General features: G+C 36.8%; 18 protein-coding genes. 17 read left to right on the top strand and 1 reads right to left on the bottom strand.

Annotation, left to right across the window (positions count from 1 at the left end; all coding sequences use genetic code 11):
• The first annotated feature begins 184 nt into the window (after positions 1-184).
• The 4 genes from AC6F8J_RS03760 to AC6F8J_RS03745 are packed head-to-tail and all read left to right on the top strand — an operon-like array spanning position 185 to position 2,561.
• Positions 185-517: a hypothetical protein gene (locus AC6F8J_RS03760; protein WP_500721133.1), complete on the top strand. Its 333-nt coding sequence runs from the start codon at positions 185-187 to the stop codon at positions 515-517.
• Positions 505-1,218, top strand: coding sequence for a TIGR01906 family membrane protein (locus AC6F8J_RS03755; protein WP_500721131.1), 714 nt, complete (start codon positions 505-507; stop codon positions 1,216-1,218). Before AC6F8J_RS03760 ends, AC6F8J_RS03755 begins: the two co-directional genes overlap by 13 nt.
• Positions 1,219-1,256: 38 nt before the next feature.
• Positions 1,257-2,147: a DUF2953 domain-containing protein gene (locus AC6F8J_RS03750; RefSeq protein WP_500721130.1), complete on the top strand. Its 891-nt coding sequence runs from the start codon at positions 1,257-1,259 to the stop codon at positions 2,145-2,147.
• Positions 2,148-2,168: 21 nt separating this feature from the next.
• Positions 2,169-2,561 carry a spore germination protein GerW family protein gene (locus AC6F8J_RS03745; protein WP_500721128.1) on the top strand — a complete coding sequence of 131 codons (393 nt, stop codon included), beginning with the start codon at positions 2,169-2,171 and terminating at the stop codon, positions 2,559-2,561.
• Between the two features lie 497 nt (positions 2,562-3,058).
• On the opposite strand, the gene ychF is transcribed toward AC6F8J_RS03745, so the two are convergent.
• Positions 3,059-4,156, bottom strand: coding sequence for a redox-regulated ATPase YchF (gene ychF / locus AC6F8J_RS03740; RefSeq protein WP_500721126.1), 1,098 nt, complete (start codon positions 4,154-4,156; stop codon positions 3,059-3,061).
• Between the two features lie 232 nt (positions 4,157-4,388).
• Between ychF and lgt the strand changes: the two genes are divergently transcribed.
• The 13 genes from lgt to AC6F8J_RS03675 all read left to right on the top strand — a co-directional run bounded on the left by lgt (position 4,389) and on the right by AC6F8J_RS03675 (position 18,910).
• On the top strand, positions 4,389-5,249 hold the full coding sequence (gene lgt, locus AC6F8J_RS03735; protein WP_500721124.1) for a prolipoprotein diacylglyceryl transferase: 861 nt from the start codon (positions 4,389-4,391) through the stop codon (positions 5,247-5,249).
• Positions 5,250-5,598: 349 nt separating this feature from the next.
• Positions 5,599-6,030, top strand: coding sequence for a division/cell wall cluster transcriptional repressor MraZ (mraZ, locus tag AC6F8J_RS03730; RefSeq protein WP_500721122.1), 432 nt, complete (start codon positions 5,599-5,601; stop codon positions 6,028-6,030).
• Positions 6,031-6,066: 36 nt separating this feature from the next.
• Positions 6,067-7,020, top strand: a complete 954-nt coding sequence (gene rsmH, locus AC6F8J_RS03725) for a 16S rRNA (cytosine(1402)-N(4))-methyltransferase RsmH (RefSeq protein WP_500721120.1) — start codon at positions 6,067-6,069, stop codon at positions 7,018-7,020.
• Entirely contained in the window at positions 7,013-7,525 is a 513-nt protein-coding gene (locus AC6F8J_RS03720; protein ID WP_500721118.1) for a hypothetical protein, read from the top strand. The genes rsmH and AC6F8J_RS03720 overlap by 8 nt, the downstream gene beginning before the upstream one ends.
• Position 7,526: 1 nt before the next feature.
• Complete coding sequence (locus AC6F8J_RS03715) at positions 7,527-9,455, top strand: penicillin-binding transpeptidase domain-containing protein (RefSeq protein ID WP_500721116.1); 1,929 nt, start codon at positions 7,527-7,529, stop codon at positions 9,453-9,455.
• A 68-nt stretch (positions 9,456-9,523) separates the two neighbouring features.
• On the top strand, positions 9,524-10,978 hold the full coding sequence (locus tag AC6F8J_RS03710) for a UDP-N-acetylmuramoyl-L-alanyl-D-glutamate--2,6-diaminopimelate ligase (RefSeq protein ID WP_500721115.1): 1,455 nt from the start codon (positions 9,524-9,526) through the stop codon (positions 10,976-10,978).
• A 1-nt stretch (position 10,979) separates the two neighbouring features.
• Positions 10,980-12,380: a UDP-N-acetylmuramoyl-tripeptide--D-alanyl-D-alanine ligase gene (locus tag AC6F8J_RS03705; RefSeq protein WP_500721113.1), complete on the top strand. Its 1,401-nt coding sequence runs from the start codon at positions 10,980-10,982 to the stop codon at positions 12,378-12,380.
• Positions 12,377-13,351 (top strand): phospho-N-acetylmuramoyl-pentapeptide-transferase, encoded by a 975-nt coding sequence (gene mraY, locus AC6F8J_RS03700; protein WP_500721111.1) that lies wholly within the window; start codon positions 12,377-12,379, stop codon positions 13,349-13,351. The genes AC6F8J_RS03705 and mraY overlap by 4 nt, the downstream gene beginning before the upstream one ends.
• Before the next feature lie 2 nt (positions 13,352-13,353).
• Positions 13,354-14,499 carry an FtsW/RodA/SpoVE family cell cycle protein gene (locus AC6F8J_RS03695; protein WP_500721109.1) on the top strand — a complete coding sequence of 382 codons (1,146 nt, stop codon included), beginning with the start codon at positions 13,354-13,356 and terminating at the stop codon, positions 14,497-14,499.
• A gap of 23 nt (positions 14,500-14,522) precedes the next feature.
• Positions 14,523-15,263 carry an FtsQ-type POTRA domain-containing protein gene (locus AC6F8J_RS03690; RefSeq protein ID WP_500721107.1) on the top strand — a complete coding sequence of 247 codons (741 nt, stop codon included), beginning with the start codon at positions 14,523-14,525 and terminating at the stop codon, positions 15,261-15,263.
• A 132-nt stretch (positions 15,264-15,395) separates the two neighbouring features.
• Positions 15,396-16,586, top strand: a complete 1,191-nt coding sequence (gene ftsZ / locus AC6F8J_RS03685; protein WP_500721105.1) for a cell division protein FtsZ — start codon at positions 15,396-15,398, stop codon at positions 16,584-16,586.
• A 197-nt stretch (positions 16,587-16,783) separates the two neighbouring features.
• On the top strand, positions 16,784-17,239 hold the full coding sequence (gene nrdR, locus AC6F8J_RS03680; protein WP_500721104.1) for a transcriptional regulator NrdR: 456 nt from the start codon (positions 16,784-16,786) through the stop codon (positions 17,237-17,239).
• A gap of 135 nt (positions 17,240-17,374) precedes the next feature.
• A complete protein-coding gene (locus AC6F8J_RS03675; RefSeq protein ID WP_500721102.1) occupies positions 17,375-18,910 on the top strand; it encodes a YifB family Mg chelatase-like AAA ATPase in 1,536 nt (511 codons plus the stop codon).
• Positions 18,911-18,917: the final 7 nt, after the last annotated feature.

Below are 18,917 nucleotides of genomic sequence, written 5' to 3'. Positions count from 1 at the left end.
TTGGTTAAGGCGTCAAAACTATATAGTTGAACTTTCACCTACCATATGTAGTTATGAATGTATCAACGTAATCTACATATGGTAGGCGAATTTAGTGAAACTTAGTTTTGACCCTTTAATCAAGGTTGTATTAAGTCGGTTATTTGATATACTAATAATAATATGGGTGTGAAGAGGTGGCTAAGTGATATATATCAATGATATCCTTGAAGATAAAACATTAAGCATAAAAAAAAGACTTAAAATATTACGAAAACTGGATACAAAAAAAACTGGCCACAAGTATGTATTTATCATACGCCTTAAGCAGGATGAAAACATGTTAGAAATGGTTAGTAATCGGGAAATAAGTAGGCTCAATGAGCGAAACAAAGCGTTTGTTATAGCCGGCATAGGTAAAAACCGCGAACATGCTTTTGAGTTAATAGAGAAGCTAATAACACATTTGTATAAGCGCTACCAGATTATCGATAATAAAGTAATGGAAAAGGAGCTTCATATATCATGGCCAAACTAAAATATCTACTGCTAGCCTTAATTATATCTGTTGCAATGGTCGTGATTTTGTTCATCGGTTCTTTACAAGTGGTTATTTTTAATGAGATCTTATTTAGATGGCATTATGAAACCCATCAGATTACGGAAACAACCAAAATGACCCTACCTGATTTAATGACAGTAACCGATAAGCTCTTAGATTATATCAAGGATAAAGAAGACCATATGGTCATTGAATCCAAGATAGACGGTATAAACCAAGAAATCTTTGGAGAACGGGAAAAAGCTCATATGATAGATGTAAAAAACCTCTATATATGGGCAAGAAACATGCAATGGCTCTCATTATTTTTAATCGTAATTATTATAGGTTATGGCTGGAAGAAATCAAAAATCATGTTATATGAGACGCTATCACGTGTTAAATATGTTATACCCTTTTTGTTGACCATGATGGTTGGCATTGGGATCTTGTTTGCAACTGATTTTAACAAGTACTTTGCCATATTTCATGAACTGTTTTTTTCGAACGATTTATGGTTGTTAGATCCAAAAACTGATATAATGATAAATATGGTACCGGAGATATACTTCTATACTGTCGTCATGATGAGTTTGGCTTTCTTTGTATTAAGTATGATTATAACGGTCTTAGGTATTACAGTCATAGGGAAAAGATTTAAGGCCTATGCGATGTCGGTAGAGCAGAATAAAGAATAAAAGTTGGTGATGGTATGTTGGGGATTGTTTTCATCATTTTGAAAAGCATATTATTAGCACTTCTTGGTTTGGTGCTGCTGTTGCTAATACTGGCTAACATCATCCTATGGGTGCCTATTCGATATCAGGCTTATGGAAGTAAGTATGATGCCATTTTGGCATACGGTAAAGTAGACTATCTTTTTGGATTGATACGTGTTAGGTTTAGATATGATGGTGACGGCATTCGTTATGAAGTGAAGATTTTATGGTTTAAAATATATGACTCGACTGTGCCGCCTAAGAATAAGAAAGCAATTAAGAAAAACCTCATAAAGGATACTAAGAAATCCTGTCCGGATGAAAAAGAAAATAAGTTAATAGAAGAAAATTCTGTAGAAGATAAAGAAGTTGTTGCAGAAGCACCCCAAGAATCAAAAGAAACTATGATAGATGCCAAGAATAACAGAAGTAAGGGACCAGCATCTGCAAATAAAGAACCTATCAAAGATGAAAAGAGCCTCAAATCTAAAAAAGCTAAGAAAATAAAAAAGGAAAAAAAAGCAAAAGATGGAAAATCCGAACCATCCCTTTGGGAGCAAATCCAATCAGGTATAGAATTATTAAGAAGCGAAAAGCACAAAGGTGTACTGAAGTTTGTATTAGGTAAAGTATATAAGATAATCAAATCAATATTACCCAGACATATAGAAGCGGATATTATATTTGGCTTCGATGATCCTGCTACAACAGGACTTGTACTAGGCGGTGTATCCATGTTCTATCCTTGTTATGGTAAGACGGTCGTCATCATTCCTAATTTTGAAGAGGTTATGTTTGAAGGTGATATAAAAATCAGAGGAAAGATTATAATTGGCGTCATTGTGTATTATGGCCTTCGTGTCATTATTGATAAGAGAGTGAGAAGCATCATAAAAGCGGTTAGATAAGAGAAAAGAGGAGGTAATTTTATGGAATCAAATTTTAGAAACACAGTAGAATCATTGTTCAGTGGTATGGAGAATTTTATATCCAGTAAGACTGTTGTCGGGGAACCGATTAACATTGGGGATACAATTATATTACCCTTGGTAGATGTATCTTTTGGTGTCGGCGCCGGTGCATCAGAAGCCAAAAAAGCAGATGGCCCACAAGGTGGCGGCGGTGGTGGACTTGGTGCTAAAATAAGCCCAAGTGCTGTTTTAGTCATTCAAGGTGGTCATACCAAACTCGTCAACGTTAAGAATCAAGACAGCTTAACCAAGATCATCGACATGGTCCCTGACATCATGGACAAATTCGCAGCCAAAGATCGCAAAAAAGAAGACAAAGTCAAAGAAGAAAAAATAAAAGAAGTATTATAGGTTAATCGACAAGCAAAACAGCAACATAATCTTATAATCAAAAGCACCTTATAATAAGACAATCCAGTCTAATCATAAGGTGCTTTTATTTTATTATATCTATGGTTAAGGTGTCAAAACTATATAGTTGAACTTTTGCATACAATATATAGTTATGAATGCATCAACGTAATCTATATATTGTATGTAAATTTAGTGAAACTTAGTTTTGACCCTTTAACCATCTATTAAAAAGTCTCTAATCTTTTCGCTCCAAGATTTAGCTGACTCCATAGAATGATAGACTCCATCTATAAGCTAAAGTTACCAATTACATCATTATAAGCCAACATCGACCATGAAGTTCCTGGAAGCAGTGTGCATGGTGGAGCAAGTCAGCATGGATGCTGACCGTCGACTTTTGGTGCATGGATGCACCAATCGGAGACCGTAATCATACACACTGCTTCCGGGGTTTTCATGGGACCTACTTCAACTATATAGTTTTGATGCTTTAATCATACATTAAACCTAAAAAGAATAACATCGCCGTCTTTAACAACATATTCTTTGCCTTCAATTCTTACAAGTCCTTTTTCCCTTGCAGCCACCAAACTACCGGTTTCAACAAGGGCTTCATAAGCGATGATCTCTGCTTTGATAAACCCTCTCTCAAAATCAGTATGAATCTTTCCGGCTGCACCGGGTGCTTTTGTACCACGGGTGATGGTCCAAGCACGAGTTTCTTGTTCACCGGCAGTGAGATAGCTTATTAAGCCAAGAAGTTCATAGCTTGCAGCCACTAACTTGTCAAGACCGGATTCATGAACACCTAAGTCATCTAAGAATTCTTTCTTCTCAGCTTCATCCAGTTCGGCAATTTCTTCTTCTATTCTTGCACACAAAACGAAGATGCTTGAACCTTCTTCGATAGCCCAATCTTTTACAGTTTGCACATAATGGTTACTAACGCCATCATCCAATAAGTCATCTTCACTCACGTTGGCAGCATAGATTACCGGCTTATTCGTAAGCAAATTTAGACTGGCAACAAAAGCAAGAGCATCATCATGATCAAACTCGATGGCTCTAACAGAGACACCTTCTTCAAGTTTTTCTTTGATTGTGTTTAAGACTTCTAATTCCTTGGCAACCATCTTGTCCATTTTGGCGAGTTTGGAGGACTTGGCAATGCGTCGATCCACCATTTCCATATCAGAAAAAATCAATTCTAGATTAACGGTTTCAATGTCTCTGACAGGATTAACCTCACCATCGACATGCACAACATTGGTGTCTTCAAAACAACGTACCACATGGACAATTGCATCTACTTCACGAATGTTGGATAAAAACTTGTTTCCAAGACCTTCACCTTTACTTGCGCCTTTAACAAGGCCTGCAATATCAACGAACTCTATTACAGCAGGAACAATTTTTTTTGAACTATATAAGTCTGAGAGTACCTTTAGCCTAGGATCAGGCACAGTAACGATGCCCACATTGGGGTCAATAGTACAAAAAGGGTAGTTGGCAGATTCAGCACCTGCTTGAGTTAAAGAGTTGAACAATGTACTTTTTCCTACATTGGGCAACCCAACGATTCCTAATTTCATGAGGGTATTCCTTCCTTTGCAACAAAAAATTAACGGATTTTAAGAAGCTAAATGATTCGCCCATATCCTTGGTCAATTATATCATAAAAAGATGTTTTGTCTACGCCTAACCCATTTATTGCTCTTGCATTCTGAGAAAAATTCCTATATAGTGATGATTAAGCTATTAAAACGACATAGTTTTTACCCTTTATGAAAAAGAAAATAATAGTCAAAGAAAAAGGAGATCCTTATGAATCAACCGGATATAATATTTGAAAAGTTAGGATTAGAATTTATGCATATCGAGCCTGTAGCTTTTAAAGTTTTTGGTATAGCCATATATTGGTATGCGCTGTTAATATGTGTGGGTTTCATTGGCGGTTTATTGATACCAATGTCAATAGCTAAGAAAACCGGGCAAAAGTCAGATGATTATGTTGATTTTTTTATGTATGCTTTAATTGCAGCAATTGTAGGCGCTAGATTGTATTATGTGGCCTTCGAATGGGATGCCTATAAGAATGACCTTATCAGTATCTTAAATATAAGAGAAGGCGGATTGGCCATCTATGGTGGGATTATAGCCGGCATATTGACACTATATGTCTTTACAAGAATTAAGAAGTTGGATTTTAGAGTGATGTGCGACACAGCTGCGCCGGGACTGATTTTTGGACAAATCATAGGCCGGTTTGGTAATTTTATGAATATGGAGGCGTTTGGGAGCCATACTGATAATGTTTTTGCCATGACTATGAAAGTCGCTAAGACAAAATATATACCAGATACATTCATAGACAAAATTCTTACAATAAACGGTGTAGAATATATTCAAGTTCATCCCACATTTTTATATGAGTCTATATGGAATCTAGTCTTACTTATCCTTATATTGCTATACTTTAAACATCGTAAATTTAAAGGTGAGATTGCTTTGTTATACCTTTTCGGTTATGGCTTAGGAAGAGCATGGATTGAAGGGCTTAGAACCGATCAATTGATCATAGGCAATACAGGCATACCGGCTTCTCAAGCGCTTGCAATACTACTCGTAGTTGGATCACTAGGTATTATGATCTACAGCCATATTAAGCTGCGTAAAACGGCTTAATACAAGATGTAGTGGTTTGCTTGAAAAAGTATGTCATCTTACCCCAACTTATAGTATGTTGGTAAGCATAACTTGTGGCTTCTTCCTAATAAAAATGGAGAGTTTTGGACTTTTATGTGATAGAATTATTGGAGAATAACTATTAACAAAAGATGATATGTGCAATATACACAAAAAAATACAAATGTTTTATATAAAATGACAAATTCTGAAAAGAATTCGTCATTTTTTTTAAATGAAAGGCTTGTAATTTTGATTAAATTACTATATTATTACATTAAGTGGTTATTTGTGGATGAAAGTGGCTATAAGTGGCTAATAAAATTGTAACAGGTAAGTAGGTGGAGTGATGTTCATTGGTGAATACAACCATTCAATTGATGAAAAAGGTCGTGTACGAATACCTAAGAATTTCAGAGATGAACTTGGCGAGACTTTCTATTTGACGAAAGGTTTCGACAAGTGTTTATTTGTATTCTCAGAAGATCAATGGCATGCATTTCAAGGCAAATTAGGAGAAAATCAATTAAAAAGCAAAGATTTTCGAAAAATACATAGATTTTTCACAGGTTCTGCGATGGCTTGTGTTCTAGACGGACAAGGAAGAGCGATGGTAAGCCCTTCACTAAGAACATTTGGTGAATTAGATAAAGATGTAGTGGTAATCGGTGTCGGATCTAGAATTGAATTATGGGCAAAAGAGATATGGGATAAATATAAAGATGAAGAATTAGATGATGTTAGTGATTTGGCAGATTCATTAGAGGGTCTAAACCTATAGAAAAAGAGTATTGTAAGTGAGAGAGGGTGGCATCACATGGCATTTAAACATAAATCCGTATTGTTAGACGAATGTATTGAAGCCTTAGAAATTAAACCGGATGGCATCTATGTAGATGGTACTCTAGGTGGTGCAGGACATGCCAGTGTCATCTGTAGTAAGCTAAATGAACAGGGCAGGCTCATTGGCATTGACCAGGATGAAGCAGCCATAGCTCATAGTCAAGACCGATTAAAACATGTAGCCAATCAAGTTAATATTGTTCGAAGTAATTACAATAACTTTAACACAATTATAAAAGAACTAGGCATAGAGGCAGTAGACGGTATTCTTCTTGATTTGGGCGTATCTTCATTCCAATTGGATACGGCTGACCGAGGATTTTCTTATATGCAAGATGCACCCCTTGATATGCGTATGGATCAAAGACAGAAAAAAACAGCGAAAACGATTGTTAACGAGTATTCCTATCAGTCATTAACAAAGATTCTTAGGGTCTATGGAGAAGAAAAGTTTGCAAACAACATAACCAAGCATATTTTAGAAGCCAGAGCGATTAAGCCAATTGAAACAACCTATGAATTGGTAGAAATTATAAGAAAGTCCATACCGATGAAATTTCAAAAAACAAGTGGTCACCCTGGGAAAAGGACATTTCAAGCCATCCGAATAGAGCTCAATGAGGAACTGGCAGTACTCGAAAATACCATACAAGATATGATTGATGCCCTAAATCCTGAAGGCAAGCTTTGTATTATAACTTTTCATTCTCTTGAAGACCGAATTGTAAAACAGATTTATAGAGAAAATGAAAATCCATGCACCTGTCCAAGCAGCTTTCCTGTTTGTATTTGTGATAAAAAGCCCACTGGCAAAGCGACACCTAAAAAACCAATCCTTCCTTCAGATATAGAAATGGAAGAAAATTCAAGAAGCAAAAGTGCAAAACTGAGAGTATTTAAAAAAAGTGGAGGTGACCACAATGGGTAAGAGGTACCAAAGAAATAAGGAAACTTATGTTGTAGGTAGTAATGCCGTAGCCTATAAACAAACATTAAATTATCAAGAAATAGCCCCAGTGGCATCTGTTGAAACAAAATATAGGAAAAAGAAAGTTGCCAGTATCAATCCGGCGTGTACATTTATTTTAGCATCTGTTATAATAGCTGTGTCTATTGTTTGTGTATTTATGTTAAAAGCTCAATTTTCAGTTGTTGACACATCTAAACAAATCATGACACTTAAAAACGAACTTAATGAAATTAGAAGAACAAATGCGAATATTACAGCTGAAATCAATGAAACAATGAATTTATATGAAATAAAGCGTATAGCGATGGATGAATATGGTATGGTCTATCCCAAAGGTATAGATGTTATCGACCTTGAACCGGCACCGACCAGTTATACAGTTCAGTATAGCTCCATTGAATTACCTAAAGATGATAAGGTGACTTTTGGCAATATGTTGGCATTTATAACAAGGGGTTGGTAATATGAAAAAGCAACGATCAATTCAATATTTAATGAAAAGCAGAAGCATACTGCTTTTCATTATTTTTATTTTACTATTTATTTTTCTAGGCTATCGAATTGTATATATTAATATCATTGATGACCAGCAATACAAGCAATCCGTATTGGCCCAACAGATTAACAATCTAACAGACACAAACAATCAGATTATACCTAAAAGAGGATCGATTCTAGATAACAAAGGCATTCCTTTAGCTGAAAGCCATAAGATTTATAATGTTATTTTTGATCCGGCTGTCATCACTCAACATAAACAGGAAGTAATTGATTATACATTAAAGCTACTTGGAGATACCCTAGAGGATGTGACGGTTGAACAATTGTCTAAGCTTCTTGTTGATCGCAAAAGAAGTCATTATGAGATTATAGCCAGAAAACTTACATATATGGATATTCACCCTATTGAAGAGGCTCTAAAAGAGGGTCTTATCAAAGGTGTAGCTTTTGAAGAACAATATCAGAGGACCTATCCCTATAACACACTGGCTTCAGATGTCATTGGTTTCTTAAGGTCAGATGGTGAAGGGTTATGGGGTATAGAAAAGACTTATAACACATATCTATCAGGAACAATTGGTAGACGTTTTGGTTCTGTCGACGGACAAAATAGATTTAATCAAGAAGATATTGTTGCAACAACAGGTTATAACGTGGAATTGAATCTGGATTTTACAATTCAGACTTATATAGAAGAAGCAATTATAAGATTCTATGAGACAGAAGAAGCTTTATCTGTTAGAGTGGTTATTATGAATCCTCAAAATGGAAAGATTCTAGGCATGGCTTCTTATCCCAACTTCGACTTGAATAACCCGTATGACATGAGTCACTTGTTGGATGAAGAGACCTTAAATGTCATGACCACACAAGAAAAAAGTGATTTTCTAAACACATTGTGGCGTAATGGCTCCATATCAAAATCATATGAGCCCGGATCAACTTTTAAGCCATTTACCTTTGCAATGACCCTAGAAGAATATATTCTAGATCCTCATGAGCACGATTTTTTATGCAACGGTTATAAGGTGCCTTATCAGGGACAGGCACCGATTTATTGTTGGAAGCGAACAGGACATGGCCATCAAACCATTTATGAAGCAATGAGTAATTCTTGTAACGTCGCTTTTATGGATATGGGTGAAGCCATAGGAAGAGAGTTCTTCTATAATTATCAGCGTATGTTTGGTTTTGGCGCGGTGACCAATATTGATTTGTTTGGTGAAGAGAGTTTCCGAGATTTGGTCTATAGCTATGATCAACTGAATCCGGTAGAGATACAAACCAGTGCCTTCGGACAAGGTTTCCAAGTAACACCAATTCAATTGATTGCAGGATTTTCTTCCTTAATAAATGGTGGCTATTTGTATGAGCCACAATTAATGCGCCGTATTGTTTCAGAAGAAGGACAGCTGATTGTAGAAAACAAGCCAAAGTTACAAAGAAAAGTTATTTCTGAAGAGGTTTCTTTTGAGACAAGTACTGCCCTTAGACATGTTGTGGATGAAGGAACAGGACAAGGTGCTAAGATTGAGGGCTATTCAATAGGCGGGAAAACAGGAACTGCAGAAAAAGGCAACAGAGAAACAAAAGACTACATTGTCTCATTTATCGGTTTTAGCCCTGTGGTATCACCAGAAATCGTTACACTTGTGGTGGTTGACGATCCGGTAGGTGTTGACGTAAACAGTCGTTATGCTGCAAGGATTTTTAAAGATATTATGGAAAATGTACTGCCTTACTTGAGGGTGACAAAGGAATATGAAGCAGAAGTTCCGGAAGTCATTGTTGAAACAGTAGAAAACCCGGATGAAAATGGTGTTGAAACGAATGAAGAGAATATAGAAGCTTTAGAAGAAGAAAATGAAGAAGATGAAGATCCAGAGGAATAAGAACAGATTAAGAAGATCGATTAGATTAAAATTAGATCGGATTAACATAAAATATATCGGAGGAAACTATGAAATTAGCTGGATTATTAGAAAATTATACATATGAAATCCTACAAGGAGAACTAAGTGTTAATATCAAGTCGATTCATCATGATTCTAGGTGTGTTGAAACAGGGACCTTATTTATCTGTATAGAAGGCTTTGAATCAGATGGTCATCAATATATTCAAAAAGTCATTGAACAAGGTGCCGTTGCAATCATCGTTACCAAAGAAGTAGAAATCAAAGACCAAGAAACATTGCTTATTAAGGTACATGATGCAAGAGAGACTTTGGCCCATTTGGCAACAAGGTTTTATAATCGACCAACCAGTCAGTTTGGTTTAATTGGTGTGACAGGCACCAATGGGAAAACCTCTACAGTTAATTTAATAGAAAGAATTTTACGCCATAGCAATAAGAAGACGGGTTTGATTGGAACAATAGAGAATAAAATCGATGATGAAATCATACCGACATCACATACAACACCGGATGCGTTAGAACTTCAACAGCTCTTTGCTAAGATGGTGGAAGCCAACGTCAATGATGTGGTTATGGAAGTGTCTTCCCATGCTCTTGATCTAAAAAGAGTATGGGGTGCGGAGTTTGATATTGCAGTCTTTACCAATCTCACTTTGGACCATTTGGATTATCACAAGACGATGGAAGCCTACAGAGATGCTAAGTTAAAACTATTCATGATGGCGAAAGATGCTGTTATTAACATAGATGACCCGGTTGGATCCTATATTATAGAAAAAGCTAAATCAGAGCGGGTAATAACATATAGCTGTCTGAATGATCAAGCTGACTTGTTTGCTGGAGACATCCATATTGACATTAAAGGCACACACTTTCTGTTGAACCATCATGAGAAGGCCTACAAAGTTGATATACAAACACCGGGGCGATTTAGTGTCTATAATGCACTTGCAGCTATAGGCGCAACCTTACTTAAGGGTGTGGCTATAGAAAAGATTATCCGGACTCTGAGCAAGGACAGTATCATTGAAGGTCGGTTTGAAGTTATAGAGAGCAAAGCTGGTTACCATGCAATTGTGGACTACGCTCATGCACCAGATGGTCTTGAAAATGTACTAAAAACCATTCGAGAATTTGCCAAAGCTAGAGTTATCACCGTATTTGGTTGTGGTGGAGACAGAGACCGATCTAAGCGACCGATTATGGGCCGTATAGCTGCAAGTTACTCAGATTATACAGTTATAACATCGGACAACCCTAGAACAGAAGATCCTCACACCATTATGGATGAGATAGAAGCAGGTGTGAAACCACTAAATAAAACTTATGTCCGTAAAGAAGATCGTGTAGCGGCCATAAAGCATGGGTTAGATGTTGCAAAAAAAGATGATATTATTCTTGTTGCAGGAAAAGGCCATGAAGATTATCAAATCATTGGAAAAACAAAAATACATATGGATGACAAAGAGATTATTAAGTCTCATATTAAGGAGGCTTAATATGAAGAGAATATCCATAGAACAGATAGCCAAAGCCGTTGAAGGTGCGTTTATTCACAAAGAATTTCTAAAACAAGGGTATATAAATCGGGTCATCATAGACAGTCGACAAGTTCAGAAAAATGATTTGTACATCCCTATTGTTGGCGAACGATTTGATGGTCATGATTTCATAAATGAAGCCAATAGGGCAGGCGCCATATGTGTTTTTTCCAGATCTGGTGAGGAAGTGCCGAAAGACGTACCAGCAATTATTGTGAAGGATACAAAAAAGGCACTTGGTGATTTGGCAGCTTTTTACAGACAACAATTTACCATTCCCTTTATTGGAATAACAGGTAGTGTAGGAAAAACCAGCAGCAAAGAAATGTTGGCCAGTATTTTAGAAACCAAGTTTATAGTTCATAAAACGGATGGCAATTATAACAATGATATAGGCCTTCCCCTATCGATACTCTCCCTTGAATCGGATGCGGAAGTCGCAATCATAGAACTTGGTATGAATCATTTTGGTGAAATCGATTATTTGGCGAGCATCCTAAAGCCTGAGATTGGTATGATTACGAATATTGGCCTATCCCACATAGAATTTCTTGGCTCTCAAGAAGGAATATTTAAAGCTAAAACAGAAATGTTACCACATATACAACAAGAAGGCTTAATAGTAGTAAATGGAGACGATGCTTATTTAAGACCACTCAAAAATCAATACGGTCGTCGCATAAAAACATATGGATATGGTGAAGAAAATGACGGTTGTGTGGTGAACTACCAGGTACTTGACGAGGGCAGACAAAAAATGACAGTGGCATCAGACCGAGGTATTTATAGTCTGAGCGTAGACTACCCTGGTGAACACATCTTATTAAATGCCGTAGGTGGCATCTTAATTGGTGAATACTTAGGTATAGAGAAAGAAAATATTATCAAAGGGATACAAAAGTATGAACCGGCTAAGATGCGGTTAAACGAATACAATATTGATAACCGACTAAGAATCATTGATGATGCTTATAATGCCAGCGTAGATTCCATGACAGGTGCCCTAAAAACATTAGGTGCTCTAAAAAAGACAACAGAGAGAAGTGTGGCAATTCTTGGCAGCATGTTTGAAATGGGATCGTATTCAAAAAAGGGTCATGAACAGGTCGGCCATAAAGTTATTGAGAGTAGACCCGATGTATGTATTTTAATTGGAGAAGAGACAAAATGGACCTATGATGTTATTCGACGTTTTGGAGGCGAAGTCATACGAACCCATTATTATAATAATGTCGAAGAATTTTTAGCAAGCATAGAAGAACATATTCTAGATCATGATATCGTATTGTTAAAGGCATCAAGAGGTATGGCTTTCGAAAAAATTCGTGAAGCGTTGATTGGAAAGTTTGAGGTAGAATGATGGAACTGATTGCAGTCACCCTAGGGGCAACTTTATTGGTAACAGCACTGGTTCCCTTATGCTTGCCCTATTTAAGAAAACTAAAATTCGGTCAATTTGTGAGAGAAGATGGGCCCAAAAGTCATCTGAAAAAAACAGGAACACCAACCATGGGTGGGCTGATATTTATGGCTGTCATCTTGATGATCGGTGGCATTATGGCCATAGAAACACCGGTCATCCTACCAGTTCTCCTTGTCAGCGTTGGGTTTGGATTGGTTGGCTTCATAGATGATTATATTAAAGTGGTGAAAAAACGATCCCTAGGTTTAAAAGCCTATCAAAAATTATTAGCACAGTTGATAATTACAGTTGTATTTTTAGTCTATCAGTATAGCACTGTGTCGGAAGTGGCAACGTTAATAGTGCCCTTTATACAAGATGGGTTTTTAGACCTTGGGTGGTTTTACATACCATTTATATTAATTTTTGTACTGGGTACAGTGAACGGTGTTAATTTGACAGATGGTATAGATGGACTGGCCACTTCAGTAACAATTGGAGTTTTATGTTTTTTTCTTGTCATAGACCTTATGGTTGGTTCTGATTTAGCACCTTTACTTGTAACAGCCATTGGCGCACTTTTAGGATTTTTGATTTATAATAGCCATCCAGCTGCATTGTTTATGGGTGATACAGGTTCCCTTGCCTTAGGCGGACTTATTGCAGCGACGGCCATACATATGAAGCTGCCGATAATAATCCTATTTGTGGGCATGGTTTACTTAATCGAAGTAATATCCGTTATGCTTCAAGTAGCCTATTATAAAAAAACAAAAAAAAGATTGTTTAAAATGGCGCCGATTCATCATCATTTTGAATTGATGGGCTGGAAAGAAACGAAAATCGTTTACGTGTTCACCATCTTTACCATTATCATGTGCCTTGTTAGTGTTATTGGAATCATTGTCCATATTGGACTAGGGAGTTAACTATGGAACAAAAGAAAGCAAAATCAAATTCGACAGCACTCATTACAAAAGGAAGGACAGATATAACCCTGGTATTTGTTGTACTTCTTCTTATGGTGTTTGGTATCGTTATGATATACAGCTCAAGCTATTACTCTGCATACGCTTATTATGGTAACCATAATCATTTCTTCTTACGTCAAGTTATGTGGGTTGGGATTGGTGCAGTTGTCATGTTTATGGTTTCAAGAATCAATTACAGATTATTTCTTAAGTTTTCAGGATACTTCTATATCATTATGTTGATTATGCTTATTTTGGTTTTACTTCAGCCAGAGGACATTAACGGTTCAAAGAGATGGTTGACTATAATTGGTGATATAAGTATTCAACCTTCAGAGTTAGCAAAGGTTGTACTTATTATGGCCATGAGTAGTCTGATGGCCGGCTTTGAAAAGCATATTAATAACTTTAAAGCCCTAGGCTTTGTACTTGGTGCAACAGCTTTACCTGTGCTATTAATTGGGATTGAAAACTTAAGTACAGCAATTGTAATCACAGCCATTATTGGTGGTATGGTGTTTGTGATGTATAAGAATGTACCTAAACTATTTTTAATTGCAATACCACCAATACTTATACTCGGATTTGTTTTTTTTCAGGTAGCAGGTTATCGAAGTTCCAGAATTGACATATGGCTAAACGGTCCATTTTCAGATCCCCTAGGGAAAGGTTTTCAAACAATTCAATCCTTATATGCTATAGGATCAGGAGGTTTCTTTGGTGTTGGACTGGGAAAAAGCATACAAAAAATCGACTTCATTCCGGAAGCCCATAATGATATTATTTTCTCAATTATTTGTGAAGAGTTAGGGCTGTTTGGCGCCATTGCAATAATTATGCTTTTTGCCTTACTTCTATGGCGCTGTTTGGAGATTATCCGTTCATCAAGTGCAGTCGTTGAGATACTAATTGTGACAGCAGTCATGATTCATATTGGTTTACAAGTATTTATTAACATAGGTGTTGTTACTAATACAATTCCGGCAACAGGTATACCCTTACCCTTTATTAGTTACGGAGGATCCTCTTTGATTTTCTTACTTGTAGAATTAGGCCTAGTCCTAAACATAGCTAGGCAAAATGCGAGTAGATTGGATCATTTATAATGATGAGAGAAAAAGTAATTACCATGAAAAAAAAGAAAAAAGAAAAACATGAGGGACATTCCGGTCGATTTCTAATCGGTTTAATTATCGTGACCATTATACTGGTCGGTTTATTATATACCCTTCTTGAGATTGCGAGTATAAAAGATATTATTGTAAGCGGTAATGTTCAATATACCAAAGAAGAAATCATTGAGATGGTTCAGATTCAAGAAAACTCAAACGTGATAGAGGTTTTTTTAAAACAAGAGAAAGACTATTCAAAATACCCATATATAAAAGAGGTAGATATTCAGTATAATGGGTATGATAAATTGCACATTATTGTAACTGAAAAAGAGGTGATTAATTACATTAAGTACCAAGACCAATTTCTTGCGTTAGATAAAAACGGGATTATCATCGCTTATCAAAAAAAGCAGAAGTCAGGTATTCCGGTTGTAGAAGGGCTTTATATCAAAAGTGCCGTAGTTGGAAAAAAGCTGGATATAAAAGGAGAAGTACTAACGACACTGCTCGAACTACATCATTTGAAATCAAAGTATCAAGTGCCGGTGACACATATCGAGTTTCCCACGAATGATTTAAAAGCCTTGAACCTTTATGTAAACAATATCAAAATAGTATTGGGAGAAGCGACTCAGTTGGATATGAAGATGAGGAATGCAGGTGATGTTATGAAAAAACTTCCATCTGATTTAGCAGGAACCCTTAACTTAGAACAAGATGGTCAGCAATTCATCTTTAAAAAAAATACGGAATAAATGAAATACTTGTTGATTAATCAGATAAAAAACTATATTATAGACATAAGAAAAGTACATTACTCGTGATAATTAGCCTAGTGCTACAGATATATGAAAAATGACATGGCATAGCTGTGAGGAGGATATGAATTGTTGGAGATTAATATGAGCGATCGAAGTAATATTGCAAAAATAGTTGTAATTGGTGTAGGCGGCGGCGGAAACAATGCCGTTAATAGAATGGTAGAGGATGCGGTGACAGGTGTTGAGTTTGTTGCAGTCAATACAGATGTTCAAGCATTAAATGGATCAAGAGCGAAGAGCAAAGTGCAAATTGGAGAAAAACTAACCAGAGGATTGGGTGCAGGTGCCAAACCGGAAATCGGTCTTAAGGCAGCAGAAGAAAGTCATGATGAACTGGCACAGATTATCAAAGGCTATGACATGGTATTTATAACAGCGGGTATGGGTGGTGGAACAGGTACCGGTGCGGCCCCAGTCATCGCAAATATTGCCAAACAACAAGGTATTTTAACAGTAGGTGTGGTCACCAAACCTTTTGAATTTGAAGGCCGAGGGCGTATGCAAAATGCGGACCAAGGTATAATTGAGCTTAAGAAAAATGTGGATACCTTAATCGTTATACCAAATCAGAAGCTCTTATCTGTTGTAGATCGAAGAACGACCATGCGAGACGCATTCAAAAAGGCGGATGAAGTATTACAGCAAGGTGTACAAGGTATATCTGACTTGATTTACACACCTGGTATTATCAATTTGGACTTTGCTGACGTAGCCACTGTTATGAGCGATAAAGGTGTAGCCCATATTGGTATTGGTCGAGCAAAAGGTGATAACAAAGCAGAAGAAGCAGCACGACTTGCCATTAGCAGTCCATTACTAGAAACAACCATTGATGGTGCTAAGCATATGCTGATTAATATTAGTGGCGATTTAAACATGTCTATGTTTGATGCGAATGATGCTATTCAGTTAATACAAGAAGCAGCAGGCTACGATGCTAATGTAATTTATGGACAAAGTATTGATGAGAATCTTGAGGATGAGTTGGTGGTTACAGTAATTGCAACAGGATTTGAAACAAAGGCTGTTGATCCTTATCCAACGACGACATACAAAGAACGTATGGAATCATCCAATACAAAATACGGACAGAACAAAGAAGAAAAAAAAGAAACAGTCATAGATGGGCAACAGGAAGCTGAGAAGAAAAAACAAGATTCACAAGAAAAAGAAGTGGTGGCAAAAACAGAGAAGTACATTTCAACCGATGATCAGCCTATCGATATCCCACCATTTTTACAAAGAAGGAAAAAATAGACAGTATAATATGGTTAAGGTGTCAAAACTATATAGTTGAACTTTTGCATACAATATATAGTTATGAATGCATCAACGTAATCTATATATTGTATGTAAATTTAGTGAAACTTAGTTTTGACCCTTTAACCATAATATAAAAAAACAAAATATGGTCGATAATAGACCATGTTTTGGCTTAAAGAAGGGAATCGAGTATGAAATGTCCATATTGTGGTACTGAAAGTATCAAAGTAATTGACTCTAGACCATCAGAAGAGAATAATGCCATAAGGCGAAGACGACAATGTGAGAATTGCGAAAAAAGATTCACAACTTATGAAACCGTTGAAAGTATGCCGCTCATTATTGTAAAAAAAGACAACTCCAGAGAACCATACTCTAGAGACAAGCTCATGTCTGGTTTGGTAAGATCTTGTCACAAAAGACCGGTTGCTATGAAGAGCATCGATGCTCTGGTAGACGATATCGAGAACCAACTCTACAATGCCATGAAAAAGGAAATCGAGTCCAGCCAAGTTGGTGAAATCGTCATGGAAAGTCTCAAAACTTTAGATGAAGTTGCCTATGTAAGATTTGCCTCCATATATAGAGAGTTTAGAGACATAAACACGTTTATGGATGAACTGAAGAAAATTCTCAAAGAAAAATAAGAAAATAAATCGACCTTTAGCAAGAATGCAATCATATATAAAGAAAGCTTTTTGTCTGCTTACAGCGGACCAAAAGCTTTCTTTTTTTGAGATAATATATAAGTGTAAAACATAAAAAGACAAGGAGGAATCATGATGTACAACCATGTATTAAGCGCTGCTCTTCAAGGTGTTGAAGGGCATGTGGTTCATGTAGAGGTAGATATATCCAATGGATTTCCTAGATTTGATATTGTAGGTATGCCGGATTCGGCCGTCAAAGAATCTGTAGATCGGGTACGAACAGCCTTAAAGAACTCCGGGTTTGATTTTCCAACAGAGAGGATCACCATTAACCTGGCGCCGGCAGAGCTAAGAAAAGAGGGGGCCGGTTATGATTTATCCATTGCACTTGGCATCTTAACCTGTAAACAGAATGAATTATTAGAAGCTTGTAAAGATATGCTTATATTAGGGGAATTGTCATTAAGCGGTGAGGTCAAACCGGTAAATGGGGTTCTGCCCATGGTACATTCGGCTTTCAAATCAGGCATCACTCATTGTATGGTGCCAAATGCCAACAAAAAAGAAGCAGGCGTCATTTTAGGTATGAAAGTCATAGGTGTTGATGATCTAAAACAAGCTGTGGCTCATTTAATGGGAATGCATATTATCAAACCTACAACCGTAGATATTAAGGCCCTGTTTTGTAAAAATAAGACAACCTATCATTATGATTTTTCGGATGTCAAAGGTCAAGAAAATGTGAGAAGGGCATTAGAGGTTTCAGCGGCCGGGATGCACAACGTCATAATGATTGGGCCTCCAGGCGCCGGCAAAACTATGATGGCAAAAAGACTACCCTCTATACTGCCCGGCTTAAGCTTTGAAGAGAGCATTGACATTACCAAGATCTATAGCGTATCCGGAAAAATTAAAGAAGGAGAATCTTTAATCGTCAAACGACCTTTTAGATCACCTCATCATACCATATCTAATGCAGCACTGATTGGCGGTGGCGCTTTGCCAAAACCAGGGGAAATATCTTTAGCACATCAAGGTGTTCTTTTTCTGGACGAGTTACCGGAATTTCAAAAAAACGTAATTGAAGTTCTTAGACAACCAATAGAAGAAGGCGAAGTAACTATATCAAGAGTGAATAGAACGGTAGATTTTCCAGCAAAATTCATGATGGTATGTTCAATGAACCCATGTCCTTGTGGTTATTATCCGGATGTTGAAAAATGTAGCTGTACGCCTTTGCAGATCAAAAAATATCTGAGCAAAATAAGTGGTCCTCTATTGGACCGTATTGATTTACATGTGGAGGCCTCTACAATAGATTTTGAGGCATTAAGTAACCATGACCTATCTGAGAGTTCGGAAAACATCATGAAAAGGGTTCTAAGGTCTCAGAGCATCCAAGAAGAACGTCATAAGCACCTAGGCATCATATATAATGCTCATTTAGGCGCATCAGATATCGACAAAATATGTAATTTGGATCAAGAAAGTAAGAAAATGGTCAAATTTGCCTTTGAGAAAATGGGTTTAAGTGCAAGAGCTTACCACCGAATCCTTAAAGTATCAAGAACCATAGCAGATTTGGAAGCATCCGATATCATCAGAGAAAATCATGTAGCAGAAGCCATACAATACAGAACATTAGATAGAAAATATTGGAATAGGTAGGTGTCTT

The sequence above is a fragment of the Petrocella sp. genome, from assembly GCF_059865615.1.
Note: the sequence above shows the minus strand (reverse complement) of the source record. Positions and strands in the feature narration are given on the sequence as shown.

What these genes read in the sequence shown, in the direction of transcription:
- AC6F8J_RS03755 (WP_500721131.1), top strand. Translation starts at nt 505, where the DNA reads ATGGCCAAACTAAAATATCTACTGCTAGCCTTAATTATATCTGTTGCA.
- AC6F8J_RS03745 (WP_500721128.1), top strand. Translation starts at nt 2,169, where the DNA reads ATGGAATCAAATTTTAGAAACACAGTAGAATCATTGTTCAGTGGTATG.
- ychF (WP_500721126.1), bottom strand. Translation starts at nt 4,156, where the DNA reads ATGAAATTAGGAATCGTTGGGTTGCCCAATGTAGGAAAAAGTACATTG.
- lgt (WP_500721124.1), top strand. Translation starts at nt 4,389, where the DNA reads ATGAATCAACCGGATATAATATTTGAAAAGTTAGGATTAGAATTTATG.
- mraZ (WP_500721122.1), top strand. Translation starts at nt 5,599, where the DNA reads ATGTTCATTGGTGAATACAACCATTCAATTGATGAAAAAGGTCGTGTA.
- rsmH (WP_500721120.1), top strand. Translation starts at nt 6,067, where the DNA reads ATGGCATTTAAACATAAATCCGTATTGTTAGACGAATGTATTGAAGCC.
- AC6F8J_RS03720 (WP_500721118.1), top strand. Translation starts at nt 7,013, where the DNA reads ATGGGTAAGAGGTACCAAAGAAATAAGGAAACTTATGTTGTAGGTAGT.
- AC6F8J_RS03715 (WP_500721116.1), top strand. Translation starts at nt 7,527, where the DNA reads ATGAAAAAGCAACGATCAATTCAATATTTAATGAAAAGCAGAAGCATA.
- AC6F8J_RS03710 (WP_500721115.1), top strand. Translation starts at nt 9,524, where the DNA reads ATGAAATTAGCTGGATTATTAGAAAATTATACATATGAAATCCTACAA.
- AC6F8J_RS03705 (WP_500721113.1), top strand. Translation starts at nt 10,980, where the DNA reads ATGAAGAGAATATCCATAGAACAGATAGCCAAAGCCGTTGAAGGTGCG.
- mraY (WP_500721111.1), top strand. Translation starts at nt 12,377, where the DNA reads ATGATGGAACTGATTGCAGTCACCCTAGGGGCAACTTTATTGGTAACA.
- AC6F8J_RS03695 (WP_500721109.1), top strand. Translation starts at nt 13,354, where the DNA reads ATGGAACAAAAGAAAGCAAAATCAAATTCGACAGCACTCATTACAAAA.
- AC6F8J_RS03690 (WP_500721107.1), top strand. Translation starts at nt 14,523, where the DNA reads ATGAAAAAAAAGAAAAAAGAAAAACATGAGGGACATTCCGGTCGATTT.
- nrdR (WP_500721104.1), top strand. Translation starts at nt 16,784, where the DNA reads ATGAAATGTCCATATTGTGGTACTGAAAGTATCAAAGTAATTGACTCT.
- AC6F8J_RS03675 (WP_500721102.1), top strand. Translation starts at nt 17,375, where the DNA reads ATGTACAACCATGTATTAAGCGCTGCTCTTCAAGGTGTTGAAGGGCAT.